14 protein-coding genes are annotated in these 14,676 nt (G+C 66.9%); 9 read left to right on the top strand and 5 right to left on the bottom strand.

Going from position 1 to position 14,676, the window contains the following annotated elements; genetic code table 11:
* Positions 1-52: 52 nt before the first annotated feature.
* Positions 53-727, bottom strand: a complete 675-nt coding sequence (locus tag DNK89_RS13855) for a TetR family transcriptional regulator (RefSeq protein ID WP_110960574.1) — start codon at positions 725-727, stop codon at positions 53-55.
* Between the two features lie 170 nt (positions 728-897).
* Between DNK89_RS13855 and DNK89_RS13860 the strand changes: the two genes are divergently transcribed.
* From DNK89_RS13860 to DNK89_RS13870, 3 genes are all read left to right on the top strand, one after another.
* Entirely contained in the window at positions 898-2,322 is a 1,425-nt protein-coding gene (locus DNK89_RS13860; RefSeq protein ID WP_060987008.1) for an FAD-binding oxidoreductase, read from the top strand.
* A gap of 118 nt (positions 2,323-2,440) precedes the next feature.
* The gene (locus DNK89_RS13865) at positions 2,441-3,232 is read left to right on the top strand and encodes a hypothetical protein (RefSeq protein WP_110960575.1); all 792 of its coding nucleotides are present in this window, start codon (positions 2,441-2,443) and stop codon (positions 3,230-3,232) included.
* A 79-nt stretch (positions 3,233-3,311) separates the two neighbouring features.
* Complete coding sequence (locus tag DNK89_RS13870; protein WP_110960576.1) at positions 3,312-3,605, top strand: hypothetical protein; 294 nt, start codon at positions 3,312-3,314, stop codon at positions 3,603-3,605.
* Between the two features lie 142 nt (positions 3,606-3,747).
* Here DNK89_RS13870 and DNK89_RS13875 read toward each other — a convergent pair whose 3' ends face one another.
* Both DNK89_RS13875 and DNK89_RS13880 read right to left on the bottom strand, forming a co-directional pair.
* Positions 3,748-4,104 (bottom strand): antibiotic biosynthesis monooxygenase, encoded by a 357-nt coding sequence (locus DNK89_RS13875; RefSeq protein ID WP_110960577.1) that lies wholly within the window; start codon positions 4,102-4,104, stop codon positions 3,748-3,750.
* The gene (locus DNK89_RS13880) at positions 4,101-4,445 is read right to left on the bottom strand and encodes an NIPSNAP family protein (protein WP_110960578.1); all 345 of its coding nucleotides are present in this window, start codon (positions 4,443-4,445) and stop codon (positions 4,101-4,103) included. The genes DNK89_RS13875 and DNK89_RS13880 overlap by 4 nt, the downstream gene beginning before the upstream one ends.
* A 79-nt stretch (positions 4,446-4,524) precedes the next feature.
* Between DNK89_RS13880 and DNK89_RS13885 the strand changes: the two genes are divergently transcribed.
* On the top strand, positions 4,525-5,253 hold the full coding sequence (locus DNK89_RS13885) for a helix-turn-helix transcriptional regulator (RefSeq protein WP_110960579.1): 729 nt from the start codon (positions 4,525-4,527) through the stop codon (positions 5,251-5,253).
* Positions 5,247-5,573 carry a YnfA family protein gene (locus DNK89_RS13890; protein WP_203422272.1) on the top strand — a complete coding sequence of 109 codons (327 nt, stop codon included), beginning with the start codon at positions 5,247-5,249 and terminating at the stop codon, positions 5,571-5,573. The genes DNK89_RS13885 and DNK89_RS13890 overlap by 7 nt, the downstream gene beginning before the upstream one ends.
* 50 nt (positions 5,574-5,623) lie before the next feature.
* Here the strand turns inward: DNK89_RS13890 and DNK89_RS13895 are convergent, their stop codons facing one another.
* Positions 5,624-7,213 (bottom strand): ABC transporter substrate-binding protein, encoded by a 1,590-nt coding sequence (locus DNK89_RS13895; RefSeq protein ID WP_110960925.1) that lies wholly within the window; start codon positions 7,211-7,213, stop codon positions 5,624-5,626.
* Between the two features lie 165 nt (positions 7,214-7,378).
* Entirely contained in the window at positions 7,379-7,918 is a 540-nt protein-coding gene (locus tag DNK89_RS13900) for a BON domain-containing protein (RefSeq protein WP_110960580.1), read from the bottom strand.
* A gap of 314 nt (positions 7,919-8,232) precedes the next feature.
* Between DNK89_RS13900 and DNK89_RS13905 the strand changes: the two genes are divergently transcribed.
* The 4 genes from DNK89_RS13905 to pdeM are packed head-to-tail and all read left to right on the top strand — an operon-like array spanning position 8,233 to position 14,451.
* Positions 8,233-9,294: a ligase-associated DNA damage response exonuclease gene (locus DNK89_RS13905; RefSeq protein WP_110960581.1), complete on the top strand. Its 1,062-nt coding sequence runs from the start codon at positions 8,233-8,235 to the stop codon at positions 9,292-9,294.
* Positions 9,291-10,988 carry an ATP-dependent DNA ligase gene (locus tag DNK89_RS13910; protein WP_110960582.1) on the top strand — a complete coding sequence of 566 codons (1,698 nt, stop codon included), beginning with the start codon at positions 9,291-9,293 and terminating at the stop codon, positions 10,986-10,988. The genes DNK89_RS13905 and DNK89_RS13910 overlap by 4 nt, the downstream gene beginning before the upstream one ends.
* Positions 10,985-13,708 (top strand): ligase-associated DNA damage response DEXH box helicase, encoded by a 2,724-nt coding sequence (locus DNK89_RS13915; protein ID WP_110960583.1) that lies wholly within the window; start codon positions 10,985-10,987, stop codon positions 13,706-13,708. Before DNK89_RS13910 ends, DNK89_RS13915 begins: the two co-directional genes overlap by 4 nt.
* 5 nt (positions 13,709-13,713) lie before the next feature.
* Complete coding sequence (gene pdeM / locus DNK89_RS13920) at positions 13,714-14,451, top strand: ligase-associated DNA damage response endonuclease PdeM (protein WP_110960584.1); 738 nt, start codon at positions 13,714-13,716, stop codon at positions 14,449-14,451.
* Positions 14,452-14,676: the final 225 nt, after the last annotated feature.

The following is a 14,676-nucleotide window of genomic DNA, read 5'->3' on the forward strand; positions in this document are numbered from 1 at the left end:
AGGCGGGAGATGCCGCACACCACAACAAGCAGACAAATAGACAAATGGGGGATCAGCGGCGGCGTGTGCGCGCCTTTGGAGGCGCAGCAGCGGCTTCGCACCGGGTGGCGATCCATTCGGCCAGGCAGTCCAGTTGCGCCTGCTGGGCGGCATCGGGCACGGAGGGCGATGCGGGAGCAAACAGCTGCAACAGCCCGAGCCCGCGCAGCGACGACAGCACCAGGCCCAGCAGGCCATCGCGGTCGGGCTCTGTCGCCAGTTCGGGGAAGGCGCCGAAGAAGCCTTCGTGCATGCGCGCCTGCACGCTCTGGCGCAGCTCGGCAATGTGGCCCAACACTTCGGGCTGGTTGCGGCAGCCCAGGTAGATGTTCCAGGCCACGATAAAGCGCGGCTGCGCATAGACCAGGATCCACACCGCCTGCACAAACTTCGCCGCCCGCTCGCGCGCTGGTAGCGCCGGGCTGGGCCAAAGCTCGCCCGAACGCACGGTGGACTCGATCAGCTCACTGAGCACATTCATCATCAGCACCGCTTTCGATTCGAAGTGGTGCTGCACCGCGCCCGAGGTCATGCCCGCCGACTTGGCCAGCTCGTGGATGGACATCTCCTCCAGGCTGCGGTGCTGGATCACGTCGATGGCCGTGGCAATCAGGTGCTGCCGGGTGGCGGCGCTGCGCTCGGCATGGGTGCGTCGCGCCCCGGCCTTGGGGGAAACACGGTGGTTCATGGCGTTTTCACAATATACATTTCAAACGTAATGTATTTATGCAGACGCAGACCCACAAGTCCGTGAATACCCGCATCCCCACCCGGGCTCAAGCTGGGCGAGCCAGGACCTGTCCACGGGGCCGAACCTAGAATGCTTCTCACTGACCGCACCCACCGGAGACACACACCATGAACGCCCCCACCGCTGCCGCCCACCTGCTGCCCGAAATCCAACTGCGCGACGTGCCCCAGGCCCTCATCGATGCACTGCAGGCCCGCTTCGGCGCGCAGTGCTCGCTGGCCCAGGCCGTGCGCGAGCAGCACGGGCGCGACGAGGGCTCGCTGCAGGCCCCGCCGCCCAGCGCCGTGGTGTTTGCCGAAAGCACGCAAGATGTGGCCGACGCGGTCAAGCTGGCCAGCCAGTACGACGTGCCCGTGATCCCCTACGGCGCGGGCTCGTCGCTCGAAGGCCACCTGCTGGCCGTGCAGGGCGGCATCAGCATCGATGTGAGCCGCATGAACCAGGTGCTCAGCATCAACGCCGAAGACCTCACCGTGACGGTGCAGCCCGGCATCACGCGCAAGCAGCTCAACGAAGCCATTAAGGACACGGGCCTGTTCTTCCCCATCGACCCTGGCGCTGATGCCAGCATTGGCGGCATGAGCGCCACGCGCGCCAGCGGCACCAACGCCGTGCGCTACGGCACCATGCGCGAGAACGTGCTGGCGCTGGAGGTGGTGACCGCCAGCGGCGAAGTCATCCACACCGGCACCCGCGCCAAGAAAAGCAGCGCGGGCTACGACCTCACGCGCCTGATGGTGGGCAGCGAAGGCACGCTGGGCATCATGACCGAGATCACCGTGCGCCTGTACCCGCTGCCCGAAGCGGTGAGCGCCGCCATCTGCTCCTTCCCCAGCATCGAAGCGGCCGTGCGCACCACCATCCAGATCATCCAGATCGGCGTGCCGATTGCGCGCGTGGAACTCATCGACCACCACACCGTGCGCATGGTGAACGCGCACAGCAAGCTGACCCTGCGCGAGGAACCCATGCTGCTGATGGAGTTCCACGGCTCACCTGCCAGTGTGAAAGAACAGGCCGAGATGGTGCAAGACATCGCCAGCGAGTTTGGTGGCCAGGCCTTTGAATGGGCCAGCACGCCTGAGGAACGCACCCGCCTGTGGACGGCCCGGCACAACGCCTACTTCGCCGCCGTGCAAAGCCGCCCCGGCTGCCGCGCCATCAGCACCGACACCTGTGTGCCCATCAGCCGCCTGGCCGATTGCCTACTCGAATCGGTGGACGAGGTCGAAGCCAGCGGCATCCCCTACTTCCTCGTCGGCCACGTGGGCGACGGCAACTTCCACTTCGGCTACCTCATCGACCCGAACAGCGCCGAAGAACGCACCAAGGCCGAAGCCATGAACCACACCCTGGTGGCCCGCGCCCTGAGCATGGGGGGCACCTGCACGGGTGAACACGGCGTGGGCATCCACAAGATGGGCTTTTTACTGGACGAAACCGGCACCGGCGCGGTAGACATGATGCGCGCCATCAAGCGCGCGCTGGACCCGAAGAACATCCTGAACCCCGGCAAGATTTTTGCGATGTGAGGGCATGGGGCCGTCCCCCGGGACGGCAGAGACCCATGGCCGATCGAGCCGCAAAAAGATGGCGGGGTTGCCACCGGGTGCATCTCCGTACCATCAATGAACAACAAGAGAGGTCAACGTGGGTGCTTGGGGAGCGGGTCTCTTTGCCAACGACACAAGCTGTGATGTTCGCGACGACTATGTCCGGCATCTGAAGCACGGACTCTCTGCTGAGGAGGCGTGCCAGAAGATCCTGGTCCGGTACGGCGATCTGCTCGCCAACACGGAAATCGCCTGCCTTGTGTACCTCTCCCTGGCCGACACCGCATGGCGCTATGGGCGACTGGATCAGGCACTGAAAGACATAGCCCTTTCGCTGCTGCAGGCGGGTGGCGATATTGATGTGTGGGAGCGGGATGCACCTGACGATGTCGCATTGCGCCGCAAAACCCTTCAGGCACTGGAGGCCCGCCTCCACACGCCCCAACCGCCTGAAAAGCCGATTCGGGTTTCACCACCGCAGCCAAAGAAGACCAGGACCACAGCCCCTGTGGGAACGGTTTTCTCTTTGGACCTGCCCCTGGGAGGCTCGGCCCTGCTGGTGCTGGTGGGGTTTGCGGAGCTGGAGAACAGCGTGGATCCCGTCTTTTCGGTCCTCGGCCAGCGCTTTGCCTCGCCATCAGAGATGCCCGCACAGGTTACCGAGAGCGATGCGACGCTGGTGCTTTCAAAGACCTCTTATCAGCCCTATCAACACGTCGCCATTCTTCCCAAGGACGAAAGAAAGAACATACTTTCAGGGCTGGTGCAAACCAGTATCCCGGTGGCTGGCGCCATGCCCTACCAACGCGACCGTACGGTGTGGTTGGCCCTGGGGCGCATTGCCAAAGAAATCGACGCGCACATGTCTGCCGAGCCTGCGCGTGCATAGCACCAAAACCATCCCCTGACGGTTTTTGCGCCCCTCCGAGAGCGTTCTCACAGTGCACAAAAAACCTATGCCATTTGACATGTACGCCAACGGCCAGCACGAAGCCATCCAGCACCAGGAAGAGTTCATCTTTGCGCTGGCCCAGGCCAACGCTCCTCAGTTCCCGGCACTTTCAGCGCTATGGGAGGCGTACTACGACGATCCCCGTATCTCATCCGCACAAGCCAGCGCACTGTTGCATGAACTGATCGCGCTGCTGGCTATCAACGGCGGTAGCGCCAACAAGTCCCTGGTGAACACCGTCGTTCGTTTGTTGCCCTTTTTCAGCATGGCGAGCCAAGGCGGTCATGAGATCAGAACGCAGAGTGACTGAGAAAATGTGCCCGCGCATCTAGAAAGCGCAGAAGCGGGCATGGAGTTGCGCCGGTCACCCGGCCTGCCGCTGCTGGATGAGTGCGGCGCGCTAACGTGAAGATCACCAAGCGATTCATGTACTTTCGGCTGAATGCAAAGGCTTACGGCATGCCAGTTTCCAGCGTGGCGCGCGAATCCAGCGGCGCTTCTTCCCGGTCGTGCATGCCGTAGTCCCGTACCACAGCGGCCACGCGCAAACGGTAGTCACGGAAAATGCTGGCGCGGCCCAGCCGCTGGGTGTGGCGGTGGGCTTCAGTCTGCCGCCAACGGGCCACGGCTTCCTCGTCGCGCCAAAAGGACAGCGACAGCAAACGGCCTGGCTCGGTCAGACTCTGAAAGCGCTCAATGGAAATGAAGCCATCCACTTGCTCCAGCAGCGGACGCAGCGCTGCAGCCGCTTGAAGGTAGGCGTCCTGCTGGCCGGGCGCTGGTTGAACTTCAAAGATCACGGCCATCATGCAGCAGGCTCCTGGCGGTGGGCAGGCAAGCCCAATGTGCCTTCCACCCCCTGCGTGAACGTGCGCTCCTCGCGCAGGATGAAGCGTTTCTCCTGCGCCAGCGCAAAGTTGGCGCGACCTTCGGGGTCGGCGCGCAGGCGGGCGCGGTAGGCCTCGTAGGCGGCCAGCGAGTCAAAGCCGATCAGGCCCCAGGCCTCGTAGTTGTTGCCTTCGTGTGGCAGGAAGTAGCCCAGCAGGTGGCCGCCGCAGCGGGGAATGATCTGGCCCCAGCGGCGCGCGTATTCGGCAAACGCCTCGCGCTGGAAGGGGTCGATGTCGTAGCGGATGAAGCAGGTGATCATGAAGCTCTGGAGTGGTTGGTGGACAAGGGCTTCACGATAGGCGGTTGACGGCGCTCAATGGTTCGCCCAAGATCGAACCATGAAAGACGGCCCCCACATTGCGCGCATTGCCGCGCTCATCGGCGACAGCGCACGCGCCGAAGTACTCACCGCCCTGATGGCAGACCGCGCGCTCACGGCCACCGAGCTGGCCGACATTGCGGGCGTGACCAAGCAGACCATCAGCGCCCACCTCGCCAAGCTGCTGGATGCGGGCCTGATCGCCGTGGAGAGCCAGGGCCGGCACCGCTACTTCCGGCTGGCAGACCGGGATGTGGCGCACTTGCTGGAGTCGCTGATGAACGTGGCGTTTCGCGCCGGTGCCGTGCGGCTGCGCGCCAGCCCCCGGGAGCCTGCGCTGCGCCGCGCGCGCATGTGCTACGACCACCTGGCGGGCGAGGTGGGCGTGCAGTTTTACGAAGCACTGGTACGCCAGGGCATGCTGCAGGCCACGCCCCAAGGGGCGGCCATCACACCCGCTGGCGCGCAGTGGTTTGCGCACGTGGGTATCGACACATCCACGCTGGCACAGCAGCGGCGCATGGTGTGCCGCCCCTGCCTGGACTGGAGCGAGCGTCGCCACCACCTGGGCGGCGCCCTGGGCGCGGCGCTGCTGCAGCGCCTCTTCGACGGGGGATGGGCCCAACGCGCCCAGGACTCGCGCGTGGTGCACTTCACCCCCCAGGGCGAGCTGGCGCTGCGCCAGTGGCTAGCCACCCACCCGGATGCCCCGAACTCCCGTGCCGCACAAGGCCCCGCACCATGCTGAATACCCTGCTGCTTTTCATCGCCACGGCCCTCGCCGAAATCGTGGGCTGCTACCTGCCCTGGCTGTGGCTCAAGCATGGCAAGCCCCTGTGGCTCCTGTTGCCTGCGGCCGCGAGCCTGGCGCTGTTCGCATGGCTGCTCACGCTGCACGACGCCACTGGCGCAGGCCGCGTGTATGCGGCCTACGGCGGGGTCTACATCGGGGTGGCCTTGGCCTGGCTGTGGGCGGTGGATGGCATCCGCCCCACACCATGGGATGTGGGGGGCGTGCTGGTGGCGCTGGCGGGCATGGCGATCATCATGCTGCAACCTGCGCGCTGACGCAGACTTGCGCCGTGGGCAGGGCGCAGGCCAGTACCTCAGGAAGCGACTCAGTTCACCTTGATCAACCGCCAGTCAATGCGGTTGTCCGGCCGCTGCACCAGCTCCACGTTTTTCTTCATGGCCCAGGCCAGCATCTGGTTGTGCAGGGGGATGTGGGCCACGGTGTCGTTCTGCAGCTGCAGGCCTTCGGTCAGCAGGCGGTTGCGCACGGGCAGGTCGGTCTCTGTCTTCACGCGGTCCACGATGTAGTCCATGCGCTCGTTGCTGTAGCGGCCCAGGTTGTAGTTGCCGTCGCCGCCCGTGGTCTTGGTGCGGGTGAGCGACTGCAGCGTGTACAGCGCATCGAACGTGGGCACGCCCCAGCTCAGCAGCGCGATGCTGGCCTCGTGCCGCTGGGCCATGGGGTAGTAGCTCACGGCGGGCATGGTGCGCAGCTTGGCCTTGACGCCGATGCGTGACCACATGGCGGTGATCGCCTGGCACAGTTGCTCGTCCTGCACGATGGCGTTGTTGCTGCAGGCAAAGTCCACCTCAAAGCCATCGCTGTAGCCGGCCTGCGTCAGCAGCTCTTTGGCGGCACTGGGGTCGTAGGGCAGACGCTTGTCCACCGCCTCGGTCCAACCATTGACCAGGGGCGACACCATCGCGCCCGTGGGTTTGGACATGCCGCGCATGGTCACGCGCTGCAGCGTTGCGCCATCGATGGCCTGGTACAGCGCCTTGCGCACGCGCAGGTCCTTCAGCGGGTTCTTGCCCTTGATGTTGCTGCCGGGCAGCTCGTCGCGGAACTGGTCCATGGCCAGGTACACAGTGCGGTTCTCCACCATCTCCATGACCTTGAGGTTCGGGTTGGCTTTGATGCGGCCCAGGTCCTGGATGCTGGTGTCGCGCACCATGTCCACCTCGCCGGACAGCAACGCGGCAATGCGCGTCGCCTCGGACTTGATGGGCAGATAGGTGATCTCGGTCACGTTGCCTTCCGCCTTGCCCGCGTTCCACCAGTTCGGATTGGCGGCAAACACGATCTTCTGGTCGGGCACCCATTCCTTGAGCACGAAGGGCCCGGTGCCCATGGCGTTGCGGTGCGAGAAGGTCTCGTCCTTGGCCTTGATGTCCTTGGGCTCCACGGAGTTGTTCTTCTCGGCCCAGGCCTTGCTCATCACGCGCAGCTCGGTCAGCTGGTTGAGCAGCACGGGGTTGGGGTTCTTCAAAAAGATGTCGATGGTCTCGCCATCCACCTTGGCAATGCGGTCCATGCCCTGGGTGTAGATGGCGTAGGTGGAGGTCTTGCCCATCGCGCGCTGCAGCGAATAGACCACATCGTCCGCCGTCATGGGCGAGCCGTCGCTGAACTTCACGCCCTGGCGCAGCTTGAAGCGCATCTGCGTGGGGCTGACCGGCTGCCACGACGTGGCCAGCAACGGCTCCACCCTGAGCGTGCGGCTGTTGAACATCACCAGCGATTCATACACCGCTGCATGGATGCCGTTGCCCAAGGCGCTGTTCTGCGAATGGATGTCCATGGTCTGGATGTCGCTGGAGCCGGACCACTTGAAGGGCTTGGCCAACACGGCGGGGGAAACAACGACAGCCAAGGCCAGGGTGGCTGCCGCCGGCAACGAAAACTTGAATGGCATGAAAACTCCCTCATCAATGAAGCGTGACGAACCGGCAATATGCAGCAGGACGCGCACCAGCCCAAGCGCTTGGCAAGCGGTGTGGTGCCGGTGATTCATCGCTGGCGCTAGGACCATCGCGCAATCACCGCGCCTGGGATACGCGCCGCCAACTGGCCGTGCATGTCACGGCTTTTGCGGCACAGCCAGCGGGTACCGCGCCGCCGCTGCATCCGTCCCCACCTGCAGCAGGTTGATCACCCCCATCACATCGTCTACCAGCCACACGGCCTTCTCCAGCGCGTCGGACTGCGCCTGCGACTGCACGCAGCCCTTGAGCGTCACCAATCGCCGCTCGCCCAGCACCCACACGCTGGTGTCGTCAAAGCGGCCGTCCTGCTGGATATAGCGCTGCACGCGCGGGATGATCTCGGCGTCGTACAGGTAAGAGTTGGGCAGGCGACAGCGCCCCACGCGGTGGCAGCTGCCGCCATGTTGGGAGCGCACATGCGCCAGCTCGCGCACCTCGGCCTCGGTGTACAGCGGGCCCTCGGGCACGGGGCACTGGTCGATGGCATGGGTCACCTGAACGAAGGGGTCGTTGAAGGCGTTGGTGCGCGGCGAGCCGTCGGCAGGGGCCTGGGCGGCGACCCCTGCAGCGCACAGGGCCATGGCCGAGCCGCCCAGCAGGGCACAAAGCGACCGATACGACGGATACAAGCGCATGGATGAATCCCCGGCTGCGGGCCAGCGCCGCAGGCGACACCATCCTACGGGCGTGGTGTTCTGCAGTAAAGACAGACGCCGGTACGCAGAACGCGGCGCAGTCCTGCAGACGGTCCAGTCCACAACTAGATGATGGAGGGCATGCTCCGGCAGCGGGACGACCCCGCAGACCAAACGCTTCACTATTGATAGCAAATAATGTATATAACACCGGCGCATGCAGCAGATTGAATGCCCAAAAGGCCTGCAACAGCCGGCCGCGCAAACCCGGGCGGCCCCACCGACTTTGCCTTGCCGCCTACGATGCCACACGCATGCTCCGCAATGACTTGATCGTCCACCGCCCCGAAGGCCTGTACTGCCCGCCTGGCGACTTTTACATCGACCCCTGGCGGCCGGTGGAGCGGGCCGTGATCACGCATGCCCATTCAGACCACGCACGCATGGGCTCGGCCCACTACCTGGCACACGAGGGCAGCGCGGGCACGCTGCGCAACCGGCTGGGGGCGGACATCGCACTGCAGACGCTGGCCTACGGCGAGACCATCGACCACCATGGCGTGCGCCTGTCGCTGCACCCTGCGGGCCATGTGCTGGGCTCGGCCCAGGTGCGCATCGAACATGGCGGCCAGGTGTGGGTGGCCTCGGGCGACTACAAGCTGGAAGACGATGGCACCTGCACGCCGTTCGAGCCGGTGCGCTGCCACACCTTCATCACCGAATCGACCTTTGGTCTGCCCATCTACCGCTGGCCGTCGCAGCCCACGCTATTTGCCGACATCAATGCCTGGTGGGCGGCCAATGCGGCGGCGAGCAAGGCCAGCGTGCTGTATGCGTATGCCTTCGGCAAGGCGCAGCGGCTGCTGCACGGGGTGGATTCCAGCATCGGGCCCATTGTGGTGCATGGCGCGGTGGAGCCGCTCAACGCCGTATACCGCTCGGCCGGTGTGGAGCTGCCGCCCACGCTGCGTGCGACGGACCCGGGCCTGACCAAGGGGGACCTGAAACGCGCACTGGTGCTGGCCCCGCCATCGGCTGCGGGCACACCGTGGCTCAAGCGGTTTGGCGAACACTCCGACGCGTTTGCGAGCGGCTGGATGCTGGTGCGCGGCGCGCGCCGCCGCCGGGGCGTGGACCGGGGCTTTGTGATGAGCGACCACGCCGACTGGCCGAGCCTGCAGAAAGCCATTGGCGCCACGGGCGCGGAGCGCGTCATCGTGACGCACGGCAGCACGGCCGTGATGGTGCGCTGGCTGTGCGAGCAGGGGCTGGACGCCCAGGTGTTTCCGACCGAATACGGTGCCGATGACAACGAGGACGATGCAGGCGCTGTGCCCGAATCAAGCGGGCAACCCGCACCCGAGGGGACGGCATGAAGGCTTTTGCCCATTTGTTCCAGGCGCTCGACGCGACCACCTCGCAGTCAGCCAAACTGACAGCGCTAGTGGCTTATCTGCGTGCTGCACCGCCCGCCGATGCGGCCTGGGCGACCTACTTTCTGGCAGGCGGCAAGCCCCGCCAGATGGTGCCCACCAAGCGCCTGAAGGCGCTGGCGCAAGAGGCTGCCGGCCTGCCCGAGTGGCTGTTCGAAGAAAGCTACCAGGCCGTGGGCGACCTGGCCGAAACCCTGGCGCTTCTGCTGCCCCCACCCACCCAACCCACCGAACTGACGCTGGCCGAATGGATGGCCCAGCTGCTCCCCCTGCGCGCCCTGCCGCCCGACGAGGCCGACGCCCGCCTGCGCACGCAATGGGACAGGCTGGCGCCCGAGCAGCGCTTTGTGTACTTCAAGCTCATCACCGGCAACTTCCGCGTGGGGGTGTCGCGCTTGCAGGTGACGCAGGCGCTGGCCACGGTGAGCGGGCTGGACCCCAAGCGCATCGCGCACCGGCTGATGGGCTACACGCAGATCGGCCGGCAGCCGCAGGCCAGCGACTACCAGGCACTGATCGCGCCGGTGGACGACGATGCCAATACGCAGGATGCTGCCGATGCGGGCCAGCCCTACCCCTTCTTTTTGGCCCACCCGTTCAACCAGCCCGTGGGCGAGATGCCTGCACTGCTGGGCGCGCCCGGCGACTGGCTGGTGGAATGGAAGTGGGACGGCATCCGCGCGCAGATCGTGCGGCGTGCGGGCGCGGTGTGGGTGTGGTCGCGCGGGGAGGAGCTGGTGACCGACCGCTTCCTCGAGCTGGCCGAAGCCGCGATGGCGCAAATGCCCGATGGCACGGTGGTCGATGGCGAGATTCTGGTGTGGCTGCCGGATGAGCCCCAACCCCGCCCTTTTGCCGACCTGCAAAAGCGCCTGGGTCGCAAGACGCTGACCCCCAAGCTGCTGCGCGAGCTGCCTGTGGTGCTGGTGGCCTACGACCTGCTCGAACACGCCGGGCAAGACCTGCGCCAAGAGCCGCAGCAGGCCCGCCGCGCGCTGCTGGAGGCCACGCTGCAACGGCCTGACGACACCACCATCGCACCCGCAGCGCACAAGACCTTGCACCTGAGCGAGTTGCTGCACGGCGCCGACTGGCACAACCTGGCCCGCCTGCGCGAGGCAGCGCGCAGCATGGGCACCGAGGGCTTCATGCTCAAGCACCGCAGCGCGCAGTACGGCGTGGGCCGCACCAAGGATGTGGGCGTGTGGTGGAAGTGGAAGATCGACCCCATGAGCGTGGACGCCGTGCTCATCTACGCCCAGCGCGGTCACGGCCGCCGTGCGAGCCTTTACACCGACTACACCTTTGCCGTGTGGACCGGCCCGCAGGACGACCCGGAGCGCCAGCTGGTGCCTTTTGCCAAGGCCTATTCGGGCCTCACGGATGCCGAGATTGCGCAGGTGGACGCCATCATCCGTAAGACCACGCGCGAGAGCTTTGGGCCGGTGCGCAGCGTGGACGCGACGCTGGTGTTTGAGCTGGGCTTTGAAGGCATCGCACAGAGCCCACGCCACAAGAGCGGCATTGCCGTGCGCTTTCCGCGCATGCTGCGCTGGCGGCAGGACAAACCCGTGGCCGAGGCCGATACCCTGCAAACGCTGATGGCACTGCTGCCCGGGCAGGACGTTGCGGCATGAGCACCACCCGTCGCCCGCGCAAGCCCTTGCCCACGGTGGCACCGAGTGCCGCAGCCGCCTGGATGGCCGCACGCGGCTGGCAGCCCTTCGGCTTCCAGCACGACGTGTGGCGTGCGATAGGCGAGGGCCGCTCGGGCCTGCTGCATGCCACCACGGGCGCGGGCAAAACTTATGCGGTGTGGCTGGGCGCGCTGCAGTACCTGGCGCGGGCCGATGCTGCACCGGAGCCTGAAGAAGCCCACAACGCCCGCACCGCCCTGCGCACGCGCCGCGTTGCGGCACCACCCCTCACCGTGCTGTGGATCACGCCCATGCGCGCACTCGCTGCCGATTCGCTGCGCGCCCTGCAGGCCCCACTGCCCGACCTGGCCCCCACTTGGACCAGCGGGCTGCGCACGGGCGACACCGCCAGCGGCGAGCGCGCCGCGCAAGACCGCCGCCTGCCTACGCTGCTGGTGACCACGCCCGAAAGCGTCTCGCTGCTGCTGGCCCGCGCCGATGCGCGTGAGCGGCTGGCCAGCGTGCGCCTGGTGGTGGTGGACGAGTGGCATGAACTGGTGGGCAACAAGCGCGGCGTGCAGGTGCAACTGGCGCTGGCGCGCCTGTCGGGTTGGAACCCAGCGCTGCAGGTGTGGGGCATGTCGGCCACGCTGGGCAACCTGGAGGAGGCCCTGCACACCTTGCTGCCCCAACCTATGCCCAGTGCACCCGGCGTGACGCACCCACCGCCCGCCGTGCTGGTGCAGGGCCGCATCGACAAGCGGCTGGAGGTGCAGGTGATGCTGCCCGCGCGGGCCGACCGCTTTGCGTGGGCGGGCCACATGGGGCTGAGTCTGCTGCCGCAGGTGGTGCAGTCGATCGAAGCGGCCGCGTCCACCTTGGTGTTCACCAACACCCGGTCGCAAGCCGAGCGCTGGTACCAGGCGCTTCTGGAGACGCGGCCCGACTGGGCGGGCACCATCGCACTGCACCATGGGTCGCTGGGGCATGAGGTGCGCGACTGGGTGGAGCAAGGCCTGAAGGCCGGGCAGCTCAAGGCCGTGGTCTGCACATCGAGCCTGGACCTGGGCGTGGACTTTTTACCGGTGGAACAGGTGCTGCAGATCGGCTCGGCCAAGGGCGTGGCGCGGCTGGTGCAGCGCGCGGGCCGCTCGGGCCATGCGCCGGGGCGCAGCTCCAGCATCACACTGGTGCCCACGCACAGCCTGGAGCTGGTGGAAGCCGCCGCCGCGCGCCATGCGCTGGCGCAGGGCCGCATCGAAGACCGGCACACGCCGCGTGCGCCGCTGGATGTGCTGGTACAGCACCTGGTCACCGTGGCGCTGGGCGGCGGCTTTGTGCCCGATGCACTGCTGGCCGAAGTGCGCCGCGCACCGGCCTACGCTGGCTTGACTGACAACGACTGGCAGTGGGCGCTGCAGTTCGTGCGCCAGGGTGGCGCATCGCTGGCCACCTACCCGGACTTTCATCGCGTGGTGCCGGACGACGAGGGCGTGTGGCGCGTGCCCGATGCCCGTCTGGCGCGCCGCCACCGCAGCAACATCGGCACCATCGTGAGCGACGCCGCCATGCAGGTGCAGTTTGTGAGCGGCGGGCGCCTGGGCTCGGTGGAAGAGAGCTTCATCGCGCGGCTGCGCAAGGGCGATGTGTTCATGTTCGCGGGCCGCCTGCTGGAGCTGGTGCGCACCCAGCAGATGACGGCCTATGTGCGCATCGCCCCCAAGGGCAGCGCCGCCCTGCCGCGCTGGAGCGGCGGGCGCATGCCGCTGTCGAACACGCTGGCCGATGCAATGCTCGAGCAGCTGGCGCAGGCGGAGCGCGGCGAATTCAGCACGCCAGAGATGCGCTGCGCCCAGCCGCTGCTGGAGCTGCAGCAGGCCTGGTCGGCGCTGCCCACACCCAGCCGCCTGGTGGCCGAGACCCTGCACACCCGCGAGGGATGGCACCTGTACCTGTACCCGCTGGCGGGGCGCCTGGTGCACCTGGGCCTGGCCGGTCTGCTGGGCTGGCGCGCGTCGCAGCAGGTGCCCAACACCTTCTCCATCGCAGTCAACGACTACGGGCTGGAGCTGCTGTCGGCCAAGCCCGTGGACTGGGCCACACTGCTGCCGCGCCTGATTGGCGAAGGCACGCACACCACCATGGGCAGCGGGCTCGAAGAGGAAGTGCTGGCCAGCCTGAACGCCACCGAGATGGCGCGCCGGCGGTTTCGCGAGATCGCGCGCATTGCAGGGCTCATCTTTCAAAGCCACCCGGGCGAGCAGCGCAGCAGCCGCCAGCTGCAGGCCTCGTCGTCGCTCTACTACGACGTGTTTGCGCAGTACGACCCGGGCAACCTGCTGCTGGCGCAGGCCCGTGCCGAGCTGCTGGCGAACGAGCTGGACATGGACCGCCTGGCGCACACACTGCGCGGCATGCAGGCGCAGACCCTGTCCATCCACGCGCTGGAACGCCCCACCCCATTCGCCCTGCCGCTGATGGTGGAGCGCTTTCGCGAACGCCTGAGCACCGAGACCCTGGCCGACCGGCTGGCGCGCATGGTGCAAGCGCTGGAGCAAGCGGCCGACGCCACCACGGGCACGCACCTGGCGCAGCACGCCGTGCAGCCCACGGACATGGTGTGGGACCTGCCCGAAAGCTCTGGGCGCCGCACACCACGCGCGCGCCAGGCTGCGGCTGGGGACGCCCCCCGCCGCGCCCGCAGACGCCACGGATTCTGAGCACGATGACCACGCTTCCCTTTCACATATCCACCCCCGAGACGCAGGCCGTCCCTGCGCTCCCCATGGGTGCGCACGCCATCACCCTGCCCTGCGGCACGGCCCTGCAGCTACTGCCCGAGCGCGCGCTGTGGTGGCCCGCCGCGCTCATGGTGATGGTGGCGGATGTGCATTTCGGCAAGGCGGCCACCTTCCGCCGCGCGGGCCAGCCGGTGCCCCATGGCACCACGGCCGACAACCTGGCGCGGCTCGATGCACTGCTGGCGGCCACCGGTGCTGACCACCTGGTGTTCCTGGGGGACTTTCTGCACGCACGCAGCGGCGCGGCCGATGCGCTGTGGCGGCAGTTGCTGCCCTGGCGCCAGCGTCATGCGCATGTGGCGATGACCCTGGTGCGCGGCAATCACGACATGCATGCGGGCGACCCGCCGGCGGCGCTGGCACTGGCGCAGGTCAACGAGCCCTGGTTGCCCTGTGCCGATGCGCCGGTGCTGGCCTGCCACCACCCGCAGGCCGTGGCGGGCCACACGGTGATTGCCGGGCACCTGCACCCCACGCTGCGGCTGCGCGGCCCGGCGCGGGATGCGCTGCGGGCGCCCTGCTTTGGCTGGGGTGACGGGCAGTTGGTCCTGCCCGCCTTCGGGGCCTTCACCGGCACGGCGCCCGACACCCTGCCCGCGCACTGGGCGCAGTTTGCGGTGCTGCCGGGCCGGGTGGTAGCTGTTCCAGGGACTTTTTCGTAGGGTCTGCAGGGGGTGGCGCGCGGGCGCCAAGACGATCAAACTGCAGGGGGCCGCAGGGTGGTTACCACCTATTTGGTGAAAAAAAGTGCCCTGGGCTTATGATAATTTTGCATTGTGAGATTCGATTGCAAAAACAGCGGGCTGTGACAGCCCCGAGCAAGGAGAATCAGAGAGCATCCGCGTTTGGCCCCGCTGCGACGCAGCCGGGGGCATCTACCTACTCTG

Origin of the sequence: Acidovorax sp. ST3 (genome assembly GCF_003231145.1) — a bacterium.
Classification (GTDB): Bacteria; Pseudomonadota; Gammaproteobacteria; order Burkholderiales; family Burkholderiaceae_C; genus Acidovorax.

Bases quoted from the DNA above. Each gene is read 5' to 3' on its own strand.
- DNK89_RS13860 (WP_060987008.1), top strand. From the start codon at position 898: ATGAACGCCCCCACCGCTGCCGCCCACCTGCTGCCCGAAATCCAACTG.
- DNK89_RS13895 (WP_110960925.1), bottom strand. From the start codon at position 7,213: ATGCCATTCAAGTTTTCGTTGCCGGCGGCAGCCACCCTGGCCTTGGCT.
- DNK89_RS13875 (WP_110960577.1), bottom strand. From the start codon at position 4,104: ATGATGGCCGTGATCTTTGAAGTTCAACCAGCGCCCGGCCAGCAGGAC.
- DNK89_RS13885 (WP_110960579.1), top strand. From the start codon at position 4,525: ATGAAAGACGGCCCCCACATTGCGCGCATTGCCGCGCTCATCGGCGAC.
- DNK89_RS13890 (WP_203422272.1), top strand. From the start codon at position 5,247: ATGCTGAATACCCTGCTGCTTTTCATCGCCACGGCCCTCGCCGAAATC.
- DNK89_RS13900 (WP_110960580.1), bottom strand. From the start codon at position 7,918: ATGCGCTTGTATCCGTCGTATCGGTCGCTTTGTGCCCTGCTGGGCGGC.
- DNK89_RS13880 (WP_110960578.1), bottom strand. From the start codon at position 4,445: ATGATCACCTGCTTCATCCGCTACGACATCGACCCCTTCCAGCGCGAG.
- DNK89_RS13870 (WP_110960576.1), top strand. From the start codon at position 3,312: ATGTACGCCAACGGCCAGCACGAAGCCATCCAGCACCAGGAAGAGTTC.
- DNK89_RS13915 (WP_110960583.1), top strand. From the start codon at position 10,985: ATGAGCACCACCCGTCGCCCGCGCAAGCCCTTGCCCACGGTGGCACCG.
- DNK89_RS13910 (WP_110960582.1), top strand. From the start codon at position 9,291: ATGAAGGCTTTTGCCCATTTGTTCCAGGCGCTCGACGCGACCACCTCG.
- DNK89_RS13855 (WP_110960574.1), bottom strand. From the start codon at position 727: ATGAACCACCGTGTTTCCCCCAAGGCCGGGGCGCGACGCACCCATGCC.
- pdeM (WP_110960584.1), top strand. From the start codon at position 13,714: ATGACCACGCTTCCCTTTCACATATCCACCCCCGAGACGCAGGCCGTC.
- DNK89_RS13905 (WP_110960581.1), top strand. From the start codon at position 8,233: ATGCTCCGCAATGACTTGATCGTCCACCGCCCCGAAGGCCTGTACTGC.